This window comes from Stenotrophomonas sp. FW305-3-2-15-E-LB1, assembly GCF_058787375.1.
In genome coordinates, this window is record NZ_JBYSZR010000001.1 from 332144 (window position 1) to 349623 (window position 17480).

The window sequence follows — 17480 nt, forward strand, 5'->3', positions numbered from 1 at the left end:
TGGGCCGACAGGATCATCCGCAGACGCCCGCTGCACAAGCGCGTAGTATCGCTGCCAGCCACAAATATGGTTTGAGGCTCGACATGCAGCTACGCCCTTCCCTGCTCCCCGCACTGGCCGTGTTCGCGGTGGCCGCGCGCCACCAGAACTTCGCCCAGGCCGCCCAGGAGCTGCACCTGACTGCCAGCGCGGTCAGCCACCACGTGCGCCGCCTGGAGGAGGTGCTGGAGGTGCGCCTGTTCCTGCGCCATGCGCGCGGCGTGCGCCTGACCGCCGAGGGCCGGCAGCTGGCCGACGCCGCCAGTGCCGCGTTCACCGATGTCGCCGCCGTCGCCCACCACCTGCAGCCGGATGCGGACAGCGTGCCGCTGCGCATCACCACCCTGCGCTCGCTGTCCTACTGCTGGCTGCTGCCACGCCTGCCGCGCTTCACCCAGGCGCACCCGCACATCCGCATCGAACTGCACACCGGCAGCGGCCTGGACCGCTACGACGAGAACGGGCCGGAGGTCGGCATCCGCTACGGGCTGGGCCAGTGGCCGGGCCTGCATGCGCAGCACCTGATGGACGACAACCTGTTCCCGGTGGCCTCGCCGGCGCTGCCCGGCGTGGAAGCACTGCAGGACCCCGCGCGCATCGCCGAGCTGCCCCTGCTGACCGATCTCTCGCCGCAGGGCTGGCGCGACTGGTTCCGCCATGCCGGCGTGCGGCCGCCCTCGCCCTTGCCGCCCATGCACACCTTCGCCGACAGCACCGATGCGATGCGCGCGGCGGTGTACGGCATGGGCGCGGTGCTGGCGCGTACCCACGTCGCCCAGCCCTACCTGCAGCGCTATGAAGTCGTGCGCCTGCCCGGCCCGGCCCTGAAGGCGCGCTACGCCTACTACGTGGTGCATGCCGAAGCGCAGCCGCCCAGCCCGGCCGCACGCGTGTTCATCGACTGGCTGCTGGCCCAGGCGCAGGACGAGCGCACGCCCATCCCCGCCCTGCCCGACAGCCTGCTGGGGCGCCCGCCCACGGCCGGCTGACTGCGCCCTCACCCGGTCTTTTCCCTTCGCTGGCTAGGCTGCAGGCAACCCCACTCTGTGTACCCGCCATGCCAATGCTGCGACTGCGCATCACCGGAACCGAAGACGACGCCCGCGCCATCAGCGACCTGTTGCTGGGCCTGGAAGGCATCGAACATGTCGAAGAAACCGACGACCTGATGCCGCACATGGACGACGATGATTCCAGCTCGGCCGGCCTGTCCGATGACATCGGCCCGGGCATCCACGAACTGGAAGTGGAAGTCGGCAACGAAACCACCGCGCAGAAGGTGCGCGATGCGGTGCAGGAACTGGCACTGGAACTGGACGTGTTCGTCGAGTACGAGACCGACGAGGGCTGAGGGCTTCGCCGGGCCTGGCCCGGCGTCACCCGTTGCCGGCGCCTACGCCTTGCGGCGCCGCCTGCGCCACAGCGCCAGCCCCACCCAGCCCAGCAGCCACAGCACCACGCCCACAGGTACCAGTGCGGCAACGGCGCGGATGACGAAGGCCACGCTGCTGGTGAACACGCCGCCGAAGTCGCGTACCGCGGCGCCGATCTCGCTGCGCCCGGTTTCGCCCGACGGCGGTTCCAGCTGCACGGTCACCAGCTGCGTATCGATGCGGCGGCGCTGCTGTGCAGCCTCGCGGTTGGCGGCTTCCAGGCCGGCCTCGATTTCCGACATGCGCTGCGAGATGGCCAGCAGGTCGGCCACCTTGACGTCGGCCCGCTGCTGCATCACCGACAGCTTTTCGTATTCGCGCTGCAGGCGGTCCTGCGTGCGGCGGGTGTCGGCCACCTGCTCGGCAAGATCTTCCGCATCGGTGGACCGGTTGGCAACGTGCCCGTCGCGGCCGGCCAGTGCGATGAACGGCCCCACCCCGTCGGGCGCGAGACGGACGCGGATGCGCGCCTCGTGACGCAGCGCGTCGGGGCGTGGCGTGTAATCGCCTTCGCTCATCTCCAGCAGCGTGCATTCACCAAACTGGGCTTTCTGGCAGGACTCGGCCAGGGCCTGCAGGCGCGGGCCGATGCGGTCGCCGTCCAGTTCAACGCGGACCTCGTGGGTGTAGGCCAGGAACTGACCCTCGCCCTGCTTGATCGCGGCCATGGGTGCGGGCGCGCCACCACCGGGTGCGCGCTCCTTGTTGGCGCAGCTGGTGCCTCCCAGGACCACCAGTGCCAGCAGCGCGATCATCGCGCCCCGCCCGGGGAAAACGCTTCTTCCTTGAACCTGCATTTTGTTGCCCTCCTGGGGCGTGGGATTCCTGCCAGCGCCCATGGTAATCCTATGGCAGGGGGACAAAGCGCCCCGCGCGCCCTATGCTCGGGGATTGATCCCAGTACAGGAACGCCGATGCGCCCGCATCTCCTTGCCCTTGCCCTGGTCGCCGCCCTGGCCGGTTGCCAGCCGGCCGACGCCCCGACCAACGGTTCCACCCCGGCCGCCAGCCAGCAGGCCGGCGACGCGGCGGTCGATGCCGCCTTCGCCGACCTGTCCAAGCGTGCGCTGGACACCTGGATGCAGCTGTCCCCGGTCAGCGCCACCCAGATCGGCGACCACCGCTATGACAGCGAGATCGACGACCTGAGCGCGGCCGGCCAGCAGAAGACCGTGGACGCGTACAAGGGCCTGCTCGCCGAGCTGGACAAGATCGACGTGGCCAAGCTGGGCCGCGAGAACCAGGTCGACGCGGCGATCCTGCGCAACCAGCTGCAGTCGGAAATCTGGAACAGCGAGGTGCTGCAGTCCGGCAAGTGGGACCCGCAGCTCTACAACGGCCTGGCCGGCAGCGCCCTGTACGGCCTGATGGCCCGTGAGTTCGCACCGCTGCCCGACCGCCTGAAGTCGGCCACCGCGCGCATGGAAAAGCTGCCGGCGATCTTCGCCCAGGCCCGCGAGAACCTCGACCCGGCACGCGTGCCGAAGATCCACGCCGAGACGGTGGCCAAGCAGAACAAGGGCATCCTCAGCATCGTCGATACCTTCATCACCCCGCATATCGGCGAACTGCCGCAGGCCGACCAGCAGCGCCTGCAGGCTGCCATCGACGGCCTGAAGAAGGCCGTGGACGAACAGCAGGCCTGGCTGGACAAGACCCTGGTGCCGAACGCCAAGGGTGACTTCCGCATCGGTGCGGAAAAGTACGACCAGAAGCTGAAGTTCGCGCTGAATTCCTCGCTGTCGCGCCAGGAGATCGGCGAGCGTGCACGCGCCGAACTCAAGCGCGTGCGCGAGGACATGTACGGCATCGCGCAGACCGTGCTGAAGGACAAGCCGGGCGCACCGGAGATGCCGGCGCAGCCGACCGACGAGCAGCAGCAGAAGGCCATCGAGGCCGCGCTGGAGCTGGCGTACGCCGACAAGCCGGCGCGCGACAAGGTGGTGGACGATGCCAAGGCCGCGCTGGAGCAGTCCACCGCGTTCGTGCGCGAACACGACCTGATGACCCTGCCCGATGCGCCGGTCGACATCATCCTGATGCCCGAGTTCCAGCGCGGCGTGGCCGTGGCCTACTGCGATTCGCCGGGCCCGCTGGACAAGAACCTGAAGACCTTCTACGCCGTCTCGCCGATTCCGGACGACTGGAGCGACAAGCAGGTCGATTCGTTCCTGCGTGAGTACAACTCGCGCATGATCCACCTGCTGAGCATCCACGAAGGCACGCCGGGTCATTACCTGGAAGGCTGGCACTCGGCCAAGTTCCCGTCGACCCTGCGTGCGGTGCTGCGTTCGGGCCTGTTCGCCGAAGGCTGGGCGGTCTACACCGAGCGCATGATGCAGGAGCAGGGTTACCTCGACAACGACCCGCTGTTCCACCTTGTGCAGCTGAAGTTCTACCTGCGCACGATCTCCAACGCGATCCTCGACCAAGGCGTGCACGTGGACAACTGGGATCGCGAGAAGGCGATGCACCTGATGACCCACGACGCGTTCCAGCAGGAAAGCGAAGCCTCGGGCAAGTGGGTGCGCGCGCAGCTGACCTCGGCGCAGCTGCCGACCTACTTCGTCGGTGCGCAGGAACACTTCGACACCCGCAAGGCGATGCAGGACAAGCTGGGCGACAAGTTCAACCTGAAGGCCTACCACGACCAGATGCTGTCCTACGGCGCGCCGCCGGTGCGCTTCGCACGGCAGCTGATGCTGGACCAGCCGATCGAGTGAGTTGGAAGGTGGGTGCGGACCGTTGGTCCGCACCGCGGATAGGTTCATCCACGCATGGCGTGGATCTACTGCACTCCGGTGGTGGGTGCGGACCGTTGGTCCGCACTCCGGATGGGTTCATCCACGCATGGCGTGGATCTACTGCACTCCGGTGGTGGGTGCGGACCGTTGGTCCGCACTGCGGATAGGTTCATCCACGCATGGCGTGGATCTACTGCACTCCGATGGTGGGTGCGGACCGTTGGTCCGCACTGCGGATAGGTTCATCCACGCATGGCGTGGATCTACTGCACTCCGGTGGTGGGTGCGGACCGTTGGTCCGCACTGCGGATAGGCTCATCCACGCATGGCGTGGATCTACTGCACCCCGGTGGTGGGTGCGGACCGTTGGTCCGCACTGCGGATAGGTTCATCCACCGCGCGATGCAGCAGGCGCTTGAACTGCTCGTCACTGCATCCGCCCTGCCCACATCCGGGCAGCGCCAGCTCCACCCGTCCGGGCGGCTGTGCCTCACTCAACGGCAGCGCATCACGCAACTGCGTGCGGGTGGGATAGACATACACCAGCCGGTAGCGCGCTTCGCCGCTGTGCACGCGCCAGCGCTCGAACTGCAGCAGGCCGCCGATCGGCGTCTTCTCAAGCTGGCCCGGCAGCGTGTAATCCGCGGTACCCAATGCCGCCAGCACGGCGCCGATGTTGGAATCGTGGCCGACCAGCAGGCTCACCTTCGGCGACTGCGGATCGGCGAACAGGCCCTCAATGTGCGACAGCAGCGGCGCGGCCACGTCGCGTGCCACCTCCGGGGTGCCGAACAGGATGTCCTGGTCGCCGTTGCGGACCCGCGCCAGGGCCTGCCACTGGGCGTCACCGTGCACGCGGCCCCAACCTGCCGGTGTTCCGCTGCCATTCTGGTAGTCCTGCATCAGCAGCGCATCGACCATGCCGTTGGCCAGCGCCAATGAACCCGAGGCCCCCGGCTCCCTGCCCGCTTCGGCGCGGAAACGGCTGTCGCCGGCCTGCAGCGCGCACGGGCTGCGCCCGGCACAGGCCGGCGAGGATGCGTGTTCCACCACGCCCTCGACGATCTGCAGGTCCGGGCCCAGCCGTGCCTGCGATTCGGCCTTCTGCATGGCCCGCAGCGCGCGGCGCTGGAAGCCGGCGTCGTCGCGGTGGAGCACCGGGTCGAACAGCGGGTCCATCGTGCCCAGCGGCCTGCGCTGTTGCACCGTGACGTGGCAGCCTGGAAACGCCCCGGCAACGAAGAACTGCGCGGTGGCCTGGGTGCGCTGCAGGCTGTTGGCCAGCGCGTGGAAATCGCCCTCCTGCGGGCAACCCGTTGCCGGCAGTACCTGCTGCTGGCGCAGCCATTGGCCGAGGTAGCGGCCCAGGTACACCTCCAGCACGCCGCCCTTGGTGCTCAGCTCGCCGGCGGCAACGTCCCAGGTGGCCCACGCGTGTGGCGTGGCGTCGGCCAGCGCGCCCGAAGACACCAGCGGTGCGCGCAGGTTGTGGCGGCTGAGCAGGACGACCTGCTCGAGGGCTTCGCCTTCCACTGATGACGATGCAGCGGCTGCGGTCGTGGCGACCAGTGCCAGCGCCAGCGCCAGCGCCAGCACCAGGGGGCGTAGAGAACGGATCATGCGGGTCTCCGACCCCGATCCCATCATTGGTCGGCAGCCACGAACCCACCGGTCTGCCGCGCCCACAGGCGCGCGTACAGCCCACCGGCGGCGATCAGTTCGGCATGGGTGCCGGTTTCGGCGATGCGGCCCTGGTCCATCACCACCAGCCGGTCCATGCGCGCGATGGTCGACAGGCGGTGCGCGATGGCGATGACCGTCTTGCCGCCCATCAGCTCGTCCAGGCTGTCCTGGATCGCCGCTTCCACTTCCGAATCCAGCGCCGAAGTTGCTTCGTCCAGCACCAGGATCGGCGCGTCCTTCAGCAGCACGCGGGCAATGGCGATGCGCTGGCGCTGGCCACCGGACAGCTTCACGCCGCGCTCGCCGACATGCGCGTCATACCCACGGCGCCCCTGCCCGTCCACCAGCGTGTCGATGAAGGCTTCGGCACGTGCCTTGGCCACGGCAGCGCGCAGCTGCTCATCGGTCGCGTCGGGGCGGCCGTACAGCAGGTTGTCGCGGATCGAGCGATGCAGCAGCGAGGTGTCCTGGGTGACCACGCCGATCTGCTGGCGCAGGCTTTCCTGGGTGACGTGGGCGATGTCCTGGCCGTCGATCAGGATGCGTCCGCTTTCCAGGTCGTAGAGGCGCAGCAGGATGTTGACCAGGGTCGACTTGCCGGCACCGGACGGACCGACCAGGCCGATCTTCTCGCCGGGCTTCACCACCAGGTCCAGCCCGGCGATCACCCCGCCCTTCTTGCCGTAGTGGAAGTGGATGTCCTGGAAGTGCACGCCACCGTGGGCCACCTGCAGCGGCACGGCGTCTTCGCGGTCCTGCACGGTCAGCGGCTGGGCGATGGTGGTGATGCCATCCTGCACGGTGCCGATGTCCTCGAAGATGCCGTTGATGGTCCACATGATCCAGCCGGACATGTTGTGGATGCGGATGACCAGGCCGGTGGCCAGGGTGATCGCGCCCACCGTGATGTGCCCGCCGTTCCACAGCCACAGCGCCAGGCCGCAGGTACCGGCAATCAGGAAGCCGTTGACGATGGCGATGGTCAGGTCCATGCCGGTGGTGATGCGGGTCTGCGCGCGGTGCTTGACCGCCAGTTCCTGGATCGACTCGGCCACGTAGGCCTGCTCGCGCCCGCCGTGGGCGAACAGCTTCAGCGTGGGGATGTTGGTGTAACCATCGACGATGCGGCCCATCGCCTTGGAACGTGCCTCCGACGCAATCCAGGCCCGTTCCTTCGCGCGCGGCACGAAGTAGGCCAGGATCACCGCGTAGGCCAGCAGCCACAGGATCAGCGGCACCATCAGGCGCCAGTCCGCCTGCGCGAACAGGTAGAGCGCGGTGCCGGTGTAGACCACGATGTACCAGAGCGAATCGACCATCTGCACGGCCGATTCGCGCAGCGAGGTACCGGTCTGCATCACCCGGTTGGCGACGCTGCCGGCAAAGTCGTTCTGGAAGAAGCTCAGGCTCTGCCGCACCACGTAGTTGTGCATCAGCCAGCGCGAGCGGTTGCTCAGGCCGGGCACGATGGCCTGGTTGACCAGCAGGTTGTGCAGGCCGACCAGGATCGGCCGCGCGATGACCGTGATGAACAGCATCCAGCCCAGTTCGTTGGCATGGCGCTGGAAGAAACCGGCACCGGGCTGCTCGGCGACCATGTCGACGATGCGGCCCAGGTAATCGAACATCGCCACTTCCACCAGCGCCAGCAGCAGGCCGGCGATGAGCGTGGCCAGCAGCACCGGCCACACCGGGCGCAGGTAGTGCAGGTAGAACGGCAGCACCTTCTGCGGCGGCATGCGGCCGTCCACGGGCGGGAACACCGGAATCAGGGATTCAAACCAACGAAACATCACATTCCCTCGCCAGATCAGCGCGGGGATTATCCCATGGCCGGTGTGTTCCCGGCGTTCGCCGGGCATGGCCCGGGTTAGTGGTCATGCCGGCCAGCGGCCGGCACTACCGTTACTCTTTGACTGGGGTGAACAGCAGGTCCTGGAAGTCGAAGCTGAAATCGGTCAGGTCCGAGATCGGCTGCATGCGCACTTCGCGCACCTTGCCGTCCGGGTCCAGGCTGAAGTTGACGAAGGCATCGGCGTTGAGCGAGCGGTCATCCCAGCGCACGATGAACGTATCGTGCTGCCAGTGCTCCAGGCGGCCGCTCAACTGCGCCGTTTTGGCAAAACGCAGGCGCAGGCCCTTGCCCTCTGCGGACACCACCATGTCGCCATACCAGCGGTCGCGGTACGTGGCGGCATAGCGCGCCAGCGGCAGCGACGGCGTGCTGCCCTTGGCGCGCTCGGCCTGGTGCTTGGCCCAGGCTTCATCAGCCTTGTCCTGCCCCTTGGCCACGCCCTTGGCATAGGCGTCCACCCAGTCGTGCTTTTCGCCGCCCAGGTAGGCATCGAGCACGCTCAGGGTGATGGCATTGAATGCCGCGCCCGCTTCCTGGTTGGTCAGCACCACCACGCCCAGCTTGTGCCCCGGCACCAGGGTCAGGCGCGAAACCATGCCCGGCCAGCCACCGGTGTGCCAGACCAGCTTCTGCCCCCGGTAGTCGCTCAGGCTCCAGCCCTCGCCGTAACCGGCGAAGTTGGCGCGCGCCGGCTCCAGCTCGGGCACGCTCGGCGCGGCAATGGCCTGCGGCGTGATCATCTGCCACATCTCTTTCTGGGTCTTGGCACTGAACAGCGGCGTACCGTCGGCCAGCGTGCCCTCGGCCAGCTGCACCTGCATCCAGCGCGCCATGTCATGTGCGCTGGAATAGATGCCGCCGGCACCGGCGTTGTTCGACCAGGTCAGCGGCGCGACCGTGCGCAGGTCCTTGAAATCGTACTTGGCGTGGCCGATCGCCGCGTTGTCACCGGCCTGCAGGTGGTCGGCGTTGTAGCGCGTGCCGGCCATGCCCACCTTGTCGAAGATGCGCGTCTGCAGGAACTGCTGGTAGCTCATGCCCGACACCTTCTCGATGACCTGCTGGGCCACCGCATAGAGGATGTTGTCGTAGGCGTAGCGCTCGCGGAAACCACCCTTCAGCGGCACCTGGCCGAGCCGCTGCACCACCTCGGCATTGCTGTAGGACGTGGTCGGCCAGAACAGCAGGTCGCCGGCCCCCAGGCTCAGGCCGCTGCGGTGCGAAAGCAGGTCGCGCAGGGTCATCTGCCCGGTCACGAACGGGTCGGACATGCGGAACGACGGCAGGTGGTCGATCACCTTGTCGTCCATCTTCAGCTTGCCGTCCTCGGCCAGCAGGTTCAGCGAGGTGGCGGTGAAGGCCTTGGTGTTGGACGCGATGGCGAACAGGGTGTCGGCCTGCACGGGCGCCGGCTTGCCCAGCTCACGCACGCCCCAGCCGCGCTCCAGCACCACCTTGCCGTCCTTGACCACGGCCACGGCCACGCCGGGCACGTCGAACTGCGCGCGCACGCGCTCGACGGTCGCATCCAGGTCCTGCAGCTGCGCCGGGGTCGGCGCGGTTTCAGCCGCATGTGCCATCGTCGCGCAGGCCAGCAGCACGGCGCCTCCAATCCAGTTGTTCATCCAGCACCATCTCCGAACGGGGGTTGCGGCCGTGTGCAGGCCATCACCGGGGTTTCGCGCGATGGTAACGGCCAGCAGCCGATCCTGCCCTGTGCCATAGGAGGGGTGTCATGGCCCACAGCGATCCATCCAGCACCGGTTCCACCATCATTCCGTGCCTGCGCTACCGCAACGCACTGGCCGCCATCGACTGGCTGCAGCGCGCGTTCGGCTTCCATGCGCAGGCGGTGTACGCCGAAGGCGAAACGGTCTTCCACGCGCAGCTGGTGTTCGGCCAGGGCATGGTCATGCTCGGCTCGGCCAGCAGCAGCGGTGAATGGTCGAAGCTGGCGGTGATGCCCGACGAGGTCGATGGGCGGCAGACGCAGAGCGCGTGCGTCATCGTTCCCGATGCCGACGCTCACTACGCGCGGGCCAAGGCCGCCGGCGCGCGCATCGTCATCGACATCGCCGACCAGGACTACGGCGGCAGGGGCTACGCCTGCGCCGATCCGGAAGGCTACCTGTGGTGGTTCGGCAGCTACGATCCCTGGCGCGCGGACCACGGCCAGTGACAGCCGCAGCGATCCGCTGCGGCATTGGCGGCTGGGTGTTTCCGGCGTGGCGCGGCGGGGTGTTCTACCCCGACGGCCTGCCGCAGCGCGAAGAGCTGGCCCACGCCAGCCACACGCTGCGCTGCATCGAGATCAACGGCACCTTCTACCGCACGCCCACCGAAGCGCAGTGCGCGCAGTGGGCTGCACAGACGTCGGACGGTTTCCGCTTTTCAATGAAGGCGCCGCGCTACCTCGTGCAGCGCCGCGATCTGTCGTCCACCGTCGAAGCGGCCACACCCTTCCTGCAGGCCGCGCTGGCGCTGGGTGACCGGCTGGGCCCGCTGCTGTGGCAGTTCGACCCCAGGCACCCGGCTGACGCGAAGGCATTCGAAGCGCTGATGGCTGCACTGCCGCAGACCCTGCAGGGCGTGCCGCTGCAGCACGCGCTGGAAGTGCGCAATGCGCAGGTGCACGGGCCGGAGCTGGTGGCCGCCGCGCGCCGCCATGGCGTGGCCCTGGTGATCGAAGACAGCGACGAGGCACCGTTGCACGGCGATGTCAGCGCCGGCTTCGTCTACGCGCGCATCAAGCGCAGCCAGGCGCGCCTGCGCGAGGGCCTGCCGCGACCGCAGCAACAACGCTGGGCTGAACGCGCGCAGCGCTGGTCCCGCGGCGAACCCGTGGACGACCTGCCCTGCCTCGCCGAGCCCGCCGTGCCGCAGCCACGCGAGGTCTACCTGCTGTGCATCGGCGCGGGCAAGGCACGCAACCCGGCGGCAGCGATGGCCCTGCAGCGGCTCAGCGACGGCGCCAGCGATCCAGCGCCCACAGCAGGCTCCAGCCCAGCACGAACACGCCGGCCACCCGCAGCACGTTGAGCGCGAATGCCGCTGCACCGATCCGTTGCCAGTCCAGGAACGGGTACGGCGCCTGGCCGAGCATGGCGGCCACCGCCATCGCCCAGCCCAGGTAGGCCACCGGCACCAGCAGCACCCTGCCCAGCGCGCGCCAGCGCAGGTGCCCGTGCGGCAACAGCAGCAGCCAGCCGCCCAGGTACAGCAGCGGCACCGCGTAGTGCAGGCCCATGTCGACCCACCATTGCAGGCCGGTGGGCTGCCACAGCCCCTGCAGGGCCACCGCATAGACCAGGCTGGTCACGCCGATGCCCAGCGCCAGCACCGCCGCCGGGGTCGCCCGCAGCGCGCGTCCCGACGCCAGGCACAGGCAGCCCACGCACACCGCCAGGTTGCTGAGGATGGTGAAGTAGCCGAAGAACCGCAGCGTCGCCGCGGCAATGCCCGCGCTGCCGCCGGGGCCGGTGACCAGCAACAGGTACTGCAGCAGCAGTGACGCGGCGGCGACCAGCGCGGTCAGCGCGGCCCAACCCCGCAGCAGCGAACGGTCGGCAGGCATGCACGGGCTCCAGGGACAGGATGCAGCGGGCAGGCCACCGGCATCGCCGGCCGCCCTGCGCTTGCCGCACAATACACCGATGACGACCCCCGACACCCGCAAAGCGCTCTGGCAGATCCATTTCTGTGTCCTGTTGTGGGGCGTCACCGCCATCCTCGGCAAGCTGATCACCCTGCCGGCGCTGCCGCTGGTATGGTGGCGCATGCTGCTGGTGGTGGCCATGCTGGCCCTGCTGCCGCGGGTCTGGCGCGGGCTGCGCACCTTGCCGCTGCGGCTGGTGGCCGGTTATGCCGGCATCGGTGCGCTGGTCGCCCTGCACTGGCTGACGTTCTATGGCGCGGTGAAGCTGGCCAATGCCTCGGTGGCCGCCACCTGCATCGCACTGGCGCCGGTGTTCACCTCCATCATCGAACCGTGGGTGGCCAAGCGGCCCTTCCAGGTACGCGAGCTGGCCTTCGGCCTGGCGGTGCTGCCGGGGGTGGCCCTGGTGGTCGGCGGCGTGCCCGATGGCATGCGCCTGGGCGTGCTGGTCGGCGCACTGTCGGCGCTGCTGGTGGCGGTGTTCGGCTCGCTCAACAAGCGCATGGTCAGCCATGCCGATCCGCTGACGGTGACCGCGCTGGAACTGGGCGCCGGCACGCTCACCCTCACCCTGCTGGCGCCGGTGCTGCCGTACCTGCTGCCGGCGCTTGCCAGCCCCCTGTGGGTGGTGCCCGACCTGCACGATGGCATCCTGCTGCTGGTGCTGGCGGGCGCCTGCACGCTGCTGCCGTTCGCCCTGGCGCTGGTCGCGCTGCGCCACCTCAGCGCCTATACCGTGCAGCTGGTGACCAACCTGGAGCCGGTCTATGCCGTGCTGCTGGCGGTGGTGCTGCTGCGTGAGCAGCATGAAGTGACGCCGTGGTTCTACCTGGGCGTGGCGATCATCGTCGGTGCGGTGTTCCTGCATCCGCTGCTGAACCGCCGCAAGCCGGTGCAGCATCCGGAGATCCTGGGCACGGCCGAGGCGCGCAACATCGCCGAGTAAGGCGGGGCGTCAACGCCGCGGCCAATGCCATGCGGGAGCGTCAAGCAACCCCTGACCACTCAACAACGTGCGGCCCTGTTCCTTGTGGAGGTGCAGCGAATGGCAGTCCGGCGCCTGCTCCAAGGCTGCGATCAGTCGGCTGGAATGGGACACTACCCAGACCTGGCTGCGCGCACTGGCGGCGATGATCAAACGCGCGAGCGCGGGCAGCAGGTCAGGATGGAGGCTGGTTTCCGGCTCGTTGAGTACCAGCAGCGGCGGTGGCCGCGGCGTATGCAGCGCAGCGGCCAGCAACAGGAAGCGCAGCGTACCGTCGGACAGTTCGGCCATCGACAGCGGACGCAGCAGGCCGGGTTGATGGAAGCGCAGGGCCAGCCTTCCATCGCCTTGCTCGAATCTCACCGTCGCGCCCTGGAACGCATCGTCGACGGTACAGGCAAGTGCCTGTGGATCGCCGATTTCAAGGATCGTCACCCAGGCGGCGGCAAGATCGTGCCCATCGTGGTGCAGTACCGGCGTTCGCGTGGCCATCGCCGGCTGCCGCGCGGGTGCCTCAGCATCGCTGCGGAAGTGATCGTAGAAACGCCAGCGGCGGATGTATTCGCGCAACGCGATGGCCTCAGGCATGCGCTGCGGATCACCGGCCTGGGTGAACAGGCTGTCGAACACGGACAGGCGATCGTCAACCACGCCCCACCCTGTCCCACGCCGCCGGCGAAGCAGCATGCCGCGCCGGTCAACCAGCTGAGTGGCACTGCGCAGAAACGGGCCGGCCCAGATCGCCTCGCTCTTGATCTGCGGGTCCAACGCGAACGCGGACAGGCTGGGCGGCGGGTAGCCCAGGTCGATGGCGTAGCCGATCTCGTCGGTGGCAAAGCCCAGCTTCAAGCTGACCGATTCCTGCCGCGCGGTGCCCTGCAAGGGAATTTCACCGCGCACCACGCGCGCATCGATCTTTTCCGGGCCAGCCCACAGTGCCGAACCCAGCCCGCCTTCGCGGGCAAGCGCGGCGGCCACGCCTCCCTGTGCATTTTCAGCCAGCAGGCGCAACGCGCGGTACAGGCTGGATTTGCCACTGCCGTTGTCCCCGGTGACGACGTTCAACCGTTGCAGCGGCAGTACCAGGTCATGCAACGAACGGTAGTGGGCAACGGCCAGGGTCTGCAGCATGGGCGGCGTCCTTGCAGAGGGGGAGGACGCCATGATGTGGCGATGGCATCGCAGTGGTTGAGACGGCCCGCCAGAGGCAGGCGCCCGTCAGGTCGTGGCCCCCCGTGCCACGTCGCGGGTTTACGGCGCCAGCTCCACCCGGTTGCGGCCGTTGGCCTTGGCGCGGTACAGCGCCGCGTCGGCGCGCGCCAGGGTCTGGTCGGTGGTTTCGCCGGCCTGATGCTGGGCCACGCCGATGCTGACCGTCACCGGGAAGCCCAGTGGCAGGTCGGCCACCGCCATGCGCAGGAACTCGCATTGCAGTTCGGCGGTGCGCAGGTCCACGTCCGGCATCAGCGCCACGAATTCCTCGCCGCCATAGCGCGCGGCCAGGCCGCGGCCGGCGAAGTGCGAACGCAGCAGCACGCCCAGTTCGGCCAGTACCCGGTCGCCGGTGGCATGGCCCTGGAAATCGTTGATGTGCTTGAAGTGATCGATGTCCACCAGGGCCACGCAGGTCTGCCGCGGCTGGCCATCGGCGCTGGCCACCGCGTCCTGCAGGGCAGCGGCCATCGCGCGCCGGTTCGGCAGCCCGGTCAGCGCATCGGTGCGGCTCTGTTCGGTCAGGTCGGCGTTCTGCGCCAGCAGCACGTCGTGGTACTCCGACAGCAGGCGCTCGTAGTCATCGCGCTGCACCATGTGGCTCTGGATATCCAGCGCGAAGCGGCGCAGTTCCATCACCAGCATGACCTGGCGTGACAGCGCGGCCAGCGCCTCGGCCTTGTCCGGGGCCAGGTGCTGCGGGGTGGGATCGAACACGCACAGCGTGCCCAGCGGCAGGCCGTCGCTGCTGATCAGCGGCGCACCGGCGTAGAAACGCACGTGCGGATCGCCGGTCACCACCGGGTTGTCGTGGAAGCGGATGTCCTGCTGCGCATCCTCCACCACCATGAGCTCGCGCGGCTGCAGGATGGCGTGGCCGCACATCGATTCGCTGCGCAGGTTCTCGGTGGCATCGATGCCCTGGATCGACTTGAACCATTGCCGTTCAACGTCGATCAGGGTGACGGCGGCCATCGACGTGCCGCACACCGCCTTGGCGATGACCACCAGGTCATCGAAAGACTTCTCGCGCTCCGAATCGAGGATGCGGTAGCGGTACAGCGCGTCCAGGCGCTGGGCCTCGTTGGCAGGCTTGTCGGGCTTGATCATGCAGCGTCATGTTCCGGCAGGTCACTGCCGAGTCTAGCCGATGATGCCGCCCGCCAGCCGAGCATGGGCCCGGCTCTGCAGGCGTCGGTTACCAGTTCTGCTGCTTGGGCAGCAGCCCGCGCAGTTCCTGCTCGGTCAGGTTGCGCCACTGGCCCGGTTTCAGCGCACCGATCTTGATGTTGTCGATGCGCACGCGGCGCAGCTGGGTGACGCGGTAATCGAACGCGGCGGCCATCAGGCGGATCTGCCGGTTCAGGCCCTGCTCCAGGGTGATGCGGAAGCCGAACTTGGCGATGCGCGAGGTGCGGCACGGCAGGGTCATCTGGTCGTGGACGCGCACGCCGCGGGCCATGCCGCGCAGGAATTCATCGGTGACCGGCTTGTTGACCGCCACCAGGTACTCCTTCTGGTGGCCGTTCTCGGCACGCAGGATCTGGTTGACGATGTCGCCGTTGCTGGTCATCAGGATCAGGCCCTCGGAATCCTTGTCCAGGCGGCCGATCGGGAAAATGCGCTGCTCGTGGCCGACGAAGTCGACGATGTTGCCCTTCACCGAGCTTTCAGTGGTGCAGGTCACGCCCACCGGCTTGTTCAGCACGATGTAGACGTGGCGGCGGGCGCCCGGCTTGCGGGCCACGCGCACCTGCAGCGGCTGGCCGTCCACCAGGACGGTATCGCCCTCGCCGACGACCGCGCCGGTACCCCCGGGGTGGCCGTTGACGGTGACCCGGCGGGCGGCGATCAGGCGATCGGCCTCGCGGCGGGAGCAGAAGCCGGTTTCGGCGATGTATTTGTTGAGTCGGGTGGTCATGGCCCCATTATCGGCCATCCCCGCCCCGCCCGGGTCACGCCGGCAGCAATGGATCGACGGTTTCGCCGTCGAAGACCCGGTTGCGGCCGCTGCGCTTGGCCACGTACATGGCATGGTCGGCCCGCCGCAGCAGCGCGGCCAGGTCGTCCTCGCCCGGGCGCCACTGCGCCAGGCCGATGCTGGCGGTCACCTCCAGGCCCGGCACCTGCAGGTCCTGGCAGAGCTCGGTGATGCGCTGGCGCAGCTGCTCCAGGCGGGCGGCGGCCGTGTCGCGCGGCATGCCCGGCAGCAGCAGCAGGAACTCCTCCCCGCCCATGCGCACCACTTCGTCCTGGTTGCGCACGGCCGCGCGCAGGGCCTGGGCCACGGCCACCAGCACCTGGTCCCCGACCGCATGGCCGTGGCGGTCGTTGATGTCCTTGAACAGATCGATGTCGAGGAAGCCGATCACCAGCGGGCCGCCGTCGCGCTGCACCCGTTCCAGCTGCTGGGCCAGCTGCTGCAGGCCGGCGCGGCGGTTGGGCAGGCCGGTCAGCATGTCCGTCTCGGCCAGCTGGCGCATCTCGTCCCGCTGCTGGCGCAGCCGGCCCAGGCGCAGGTTGAGCGCGTAGGCGGCCATCATCAGCAGCCAGGTGACCGCCAGCTGCAGTGCCTCCACGCGGTACTCGAACAGCCATTGCGCGCGGGTCGCATCGGCCACCACCAGCACCAGCATCGGCGACAGCGACGCCAGCCCGGCCACGGCCCAGGCGTCCCCGCGCAGGCGCGCCCACACGCCCATGGCCAGCGACAGCAGGCAGCCACCGATGAAGCAGGCCTGCAGCACCCGCGCTACCGGCGCCAGGGTCTCCCGCTGCAGCCAGGGCACCATCACGGCCACGCCCATCAGCCCCCACAGCAGCAGCTGCTGGGCCAGGCGCGAGCGTGGCAGCACGCGATCACCGCCGTTGAGCCGCCACAGCGCCGGCAACACCAGCGCCAGCGTGGCCGCGGTCAGCGACAGCAACCACCACGGGCCGCGCTGGCCGACCGGCAACCACGGCTCGGGGTAGCCACTGAGACCGCCGAGGATGGACTGCCACAGCACCAGCACCACGGTGGCGGCGATGTAGAACAGGAAACTGCGATCACGCGTCGTCAGGTAGGCCATCAGCGCCGACAGTGCCAGGGCGATGGCCACCGCGATGCAGGCCGCGCGCACCAGCAGGCGCGCGGTGTCGTTCTGCTGCACGGGGCTGGGCGCGCCCAGCAGCAGCGTCGGCACCCAGCGTGCCTTCAACGGCCGCTGCCAGGACACCACGAACGGTTCATGGCTGCCGGCCGGCGGCACGGCGACCATGCCGATGCCGGCGCGGAAGCGCGAATCGCGGGTCCGCGCGTCATGCATGTTGCCGCAGATCTCGCGGTCGCCGTGCTTGAGGCGCACTTCGCCGGCAAACACGTTAAACACGTCCAGCGCCTGCGGCTCGCCGGACCACCCTCCGGGCGGCGCTTGGACGGTGACCTGCTGGCGATCGCCGGACAGCATCTGCGGCGTGCAGGCACGATGGGGGGTGGGTTCATCGGTCGCGGCACCGACCAGCAGGTAATCGCGGCCGTTCTCGACCGTGCGCGCATGGCCGAGCCAAGGTGCGGCGAGCACCATCAGCAGGACGACCAGCACCGCCCCCGTTCCGTAACGCCACTGCCTGCCGACCACGCTACATCCTGTTTCTGCTCACGCCCGCGCCCGCTGCGCGTCGCCCCTGGCGGGCATTATCGCAGCGGAATGCGCCAGGAATGTGTAGGCCAATGGTGGTAGGTGGGGGGTGTTGGTTGGCAGGGCTTGCAGCCCTGCACCTGCCGAAGCAACAGCAAAAGCGTGCTATCCGTGGGATGGCGGGGTGGGTCCGGTTGAGGGGGACGCCGTAAATACGTCCATGTAGGCTTGGTCGCGGCATCCATGCCGCTCAC

Annotated in this window: 15 protein-coding genes; 6 read left to right on the top strand and 9 right to left on the bottom strand. The window is 68.6% G+C overall.

Going from position 1 to position 17480, the window contains the following annotated elements; translation table 11 throughout:
- Positions 1 to 83 precede the first annotated feature (83 nt).
- Both AC3WL7_RS01655 and AC3WL7_RS01660 read left to right on the top strand, forming a co-directional pair.
- A complete protein-coding gene (locus AC3WL7_RS01655; RefSeq protein ID WP_200732356.1) occupies positions 84 to 1028 on the top strand; it encodes a LysR substrate-binding domain-containing protein in 945 nt (314 codons plus the stop codon).
- 68 nt (positions 1029 to 1096) lie between these two features.
- Positions 1097 to 1390, top strand: coding sequence for a hypothetical protein (locus AC3WL7_RS01660; protein WP_200732357.1), 294 nt, complete (start codon positions 1097 to 1099; stop codon positions 1388 to 1390).
- A gap of 42 nt (positions 1391 to 1432) precedes the next feature.
- Here the strand turns inward: AC3WL7_RS01660 and AC3WL7_RS01665 are convergent, their stop codons facing one another.
- On the bottom strand, positions 1433 to 2227 hold the full coding sequence (locus AC3WL7_RS01665) for a DUF4349 domain-containing protein (RefSeq protein ID WP_492749098.1): 795 nt from the start codon (positions 2225 to 2227) through the stop codon (positions 1433 to 1435).
- 159 nt (positions 2228 to 2386) lie between these two features.
- Here AC3WL7_RS01665 and AC3WL7_RS01670 point away from each other — a divergent pair, with 159 nt between their 5' ends.
- A complete protein-coding gene (locus AC3WL7_RS01670) occupies positions 2387 to 4195 on the top strand; it encodes a DUF885 domain-containing protein (protein ID WP_079221231.1) in 1809 nt (602 codons plus the stop codon).
- 357 nt (positions 4196 to 4552) lie between these two features.
- Here the strand turns inward: AC3WL7_RS01670 and agp are convergent, their stop codons facing one another.
- The 3 genes from agp to AC3WL7_RS01685 all read right to left on the bottom strand — a co-directional run bounded on the left by agp (position 4553) and on the right by AC3WL7_RS01685 (position 9379).
- A complete protein-coding gene (gene agp / locus AC3WL7_RS01675) occupies positions 4553 to 5836 on the bottom strand; it encodes a bifunctional glucose-1-phosphatase/inositol phosphatase (protein WP_492749099.1) in 1284 nt (427 codons plus the stop codon).
- Between the two features lie 23 nt (positions 5837 to 5859).
- Entirely contained in the window at positions 5860 to 7692 is a 1833-nt protein-coding gene (gene smrA / locus AC3WL7_RS01680; RefSeq protein WP_313141928.1) for a multidrug efflux ABC transporter SmrA, read from the bottom strand.
- A 112-nt stretch (positions 7693 to 7804) separates the two neighbouring features.
- On the bottom strand, positions 7805 to 9379 hold the full coding sequence (locus AC3WL7_RS01685) for a serine hydrolase (RefSeq protein ID WP_492749100.1): 1575 nt from the start codon (positions 9377 to 9379) through the stop codon (positions 7805 to 7807).
- A 110-nt stretch (positions 9380 to 9489) separates the two neighbouring features.
- Between AC3WL7_RS01685 and AC3WL7_RS01690 the strand changes: the two genes are divergently transcribed.
- Together AC3WL7_RS01690 and AC3WL7_RS01695 are read left to right on the top strand one after the other, a co-directional pair.
- Positions 9490 to 9933, top strand: a complete 444-nt coding sequence (locus AC3WL7_RS01690; RefSeq protein WP_079221227.1) for a VOC family protein — start codon at positions 9490 to 9492, stop codon at positions 9931 to 9933.
- Complete coding sequence (locus AC3WL7_RS01695) at positions 9930 to 10793, top strand: DUF72 domain-containing protein (RefSeq protein ID WP_492749101.1); 864 nt, start codon at positions 9930 to 9932, stop codon at positions 10791 to 10793. Before AC3WL7_RS01690 ends, AC3WL7_RS01695 begins: the two co-directional genes overlap by 4 nt.
- On the opposite strand, the gene AC3WL7_RS01700 is transcribed toward AC3WL7_RS01695, so the two are convergent.
- On the bottom strand, positions 10714 to 11328 hold the full coding sequence (locus tag AC3WL7_RS01700) for a Pr6Pr family membrane protein (RefSeq protein WP_492749102.1): 615 nt from the start codon (positions 11326 to 11328) through the stop codon (positions 10714 to 10716). The genes AC3WL7_RS01695 and AC3WL7_RS01700 overlap by 80 nt on opposite strands.
- A gap of 79 nt (positions 11329 to 11407) precedes the next feature.
- Between AC3WL7_RS01700 and AC3WL7_RS01705 the strand changes: the two genes are divergently transcribed.
- Positions 11408 to 12355 (top strand): DMT family transporter, encoded by a 948-nt coding sequence (locus tag AC3WL7_RS01705; protein ID WP_108746275.1) that lies wholly within the window; start codon positions 11408 to 11410, stop codon positions 12353 to 12355.
- 9 nt (positions 12356 to 12364) lie between these two features.
- Here the strand turns inward: AC3WL7_RS01705 and AC3WL7_RS01710 are convergent, their stop codons facing one another.
- From AC3WL7_RS01710 to AC3WL7_RS01725, 4 genes are all read right to left on the bottom strand, one after another.
- Positions 12365 to 13525 (bottom strand): AAA family ATPase, encoded by a 1161-nt coding sequence (locus tag AC3WL7_RS01710; RefSeq protein WP_492749103.1) that lies wholly within the window; start codon positions 13523 to 13525, stop codon positions 12365 to 12367.
- 120 nt (positions 13526 to 13645) lie between these two features.
- Complete coding sequence (locus AC3WL7_RS01715; protein ID WP_313419829.1) at positions 13646 to 14716, bottom strand: sensor domain-containing diguanylate cyclase; 1071 nt, start codon at positions 14714 to 14716, stop codon at positions 13646 to 13648.
- Positions 14717 to 14804: 88 nt separating this feature from the next.
- The gene (locus AC3WL7_RS01720) at positions 14805 to 15527 is read right to left on the bottom strand and encodes a pseudouridine synthase (RefSeq protein ID WP_492749104.1); all 723 of its coding nucleotides are present in this window, start codon (positions 15525 to 15527) and stop codon (positions 14805 to 14807) included.
- Between the two features lie 34 nt (positions 15528 to 15561).
- Complete coding sequence (locus tag AC3WL7_RS01725; RefSeq protein WP_492749107.1) at positions 15562 to 17172, bottom strand: sensor domain-containing diguanylate cyclase; 1611 nt, start codon at positions 17170 to 17172, stop codon at positions 15562 to 15564.
- Between the last annotated feature and the right edge of the window lie 308 nt (positions 17173 to 17480).

Coding starts and splice junctions, on each gene's coding strand:
- AC3WL7_RS01655 (WP_200732356.1), top strand. CDS start 84: ATGCAGCTACGCCCTTCCCTGCTCCCCGCACTGGCCGTGTTCGCGGTG.
- AC3WL7_RS01660 (WP_200732357.1), top strand. CDS start 1,097: ATGCCAATGCTGCGACTGCGCATCACCGGAACCGAAGACGACGCCCGC.
- AC3WL7_RS01665 (WP_492749098.1), bottom strand. CDS start 2,227: ATGATCGCGCTGCTGGCACTGGTGGTCCTGGGAGGCACCAGCTGCGCC.
- AC3WL7_RS01670 (WP_079221231.1), top strand. CDS start 2,387: ATGCGCCCGCATCTCCTTGCCCTTGCCCTGGTCGCCGCCCTGGCCGGT.
- agp (WP_492749099.1), bottom strand. CDS start 5,836: ATGATCCGTTCTCTACGCCCCCTGGTGCTGGCGCTGGCGCTGGCGCTG.
- smrA (WP_313141928.1), bottom strand. CDS start 7,692: ATGTTTCGTTGGTTTGAATCCCTGATTCCGGTGTTCCCGCCCGTGGAC.
- AC3WL7_RS01685 (WP_492749100.1), bottom strand. CDS start 9,379: ATGAACAACTGGATTGGAGGCGCCGTGCTGCTGGCCTGCGCGACGATG.
- AC3WL7_RS01690 (WP_079221227.1), top strand. CDS start 9,490: ATGGCCCACAGCGATCCATCCAGCACCGGTTCCACCATCATTCCGTGC.
- AC3WL7_RS01700 (WP_492749102.1), bottom strand. CDS start 11,328: ATGCCTGCCGACCGTTCGCTGCTGCGGGGTTGGGCCGCGCTGACCGCG.
- AC3WL7_RS01705 (WP_108746275.1), top strand. CDS start 11,408: ATGACGACCCCCGACACCCGCAAAGCGCTCTGGCAGATCCATTTCTGT.
- AC3WL7_RS01710 (WP_492749103.1), bottom strand. CDS start 13,525: ATGCTGCAGACCCTGGCCGTTGCCCACTACCGTTCGTTGCATGACCTG.
- AC3WL7_RS01715 (WP_313419829.1), bottom strand. CDS start 14,716: ATGATCAAGCCCGACAAGCCTGCCAACGAGGCCCAGCGCCTGGACGCG.
- AC3WL7_RS01720 (WP_492749104.1), bottom strand. CDS start 15,527: ATGACCACCCGACTCAACAAATACATCGCCGAAACCGGCTTCTGCTCC.
- AC3WL7_RS01725 (WP_492749107.1), bottom strand. CDS start 17,172: ATGGTGCTCGCCGCACCTTGGCTCGGCCATGCGCGCACGGTCGAGAAC.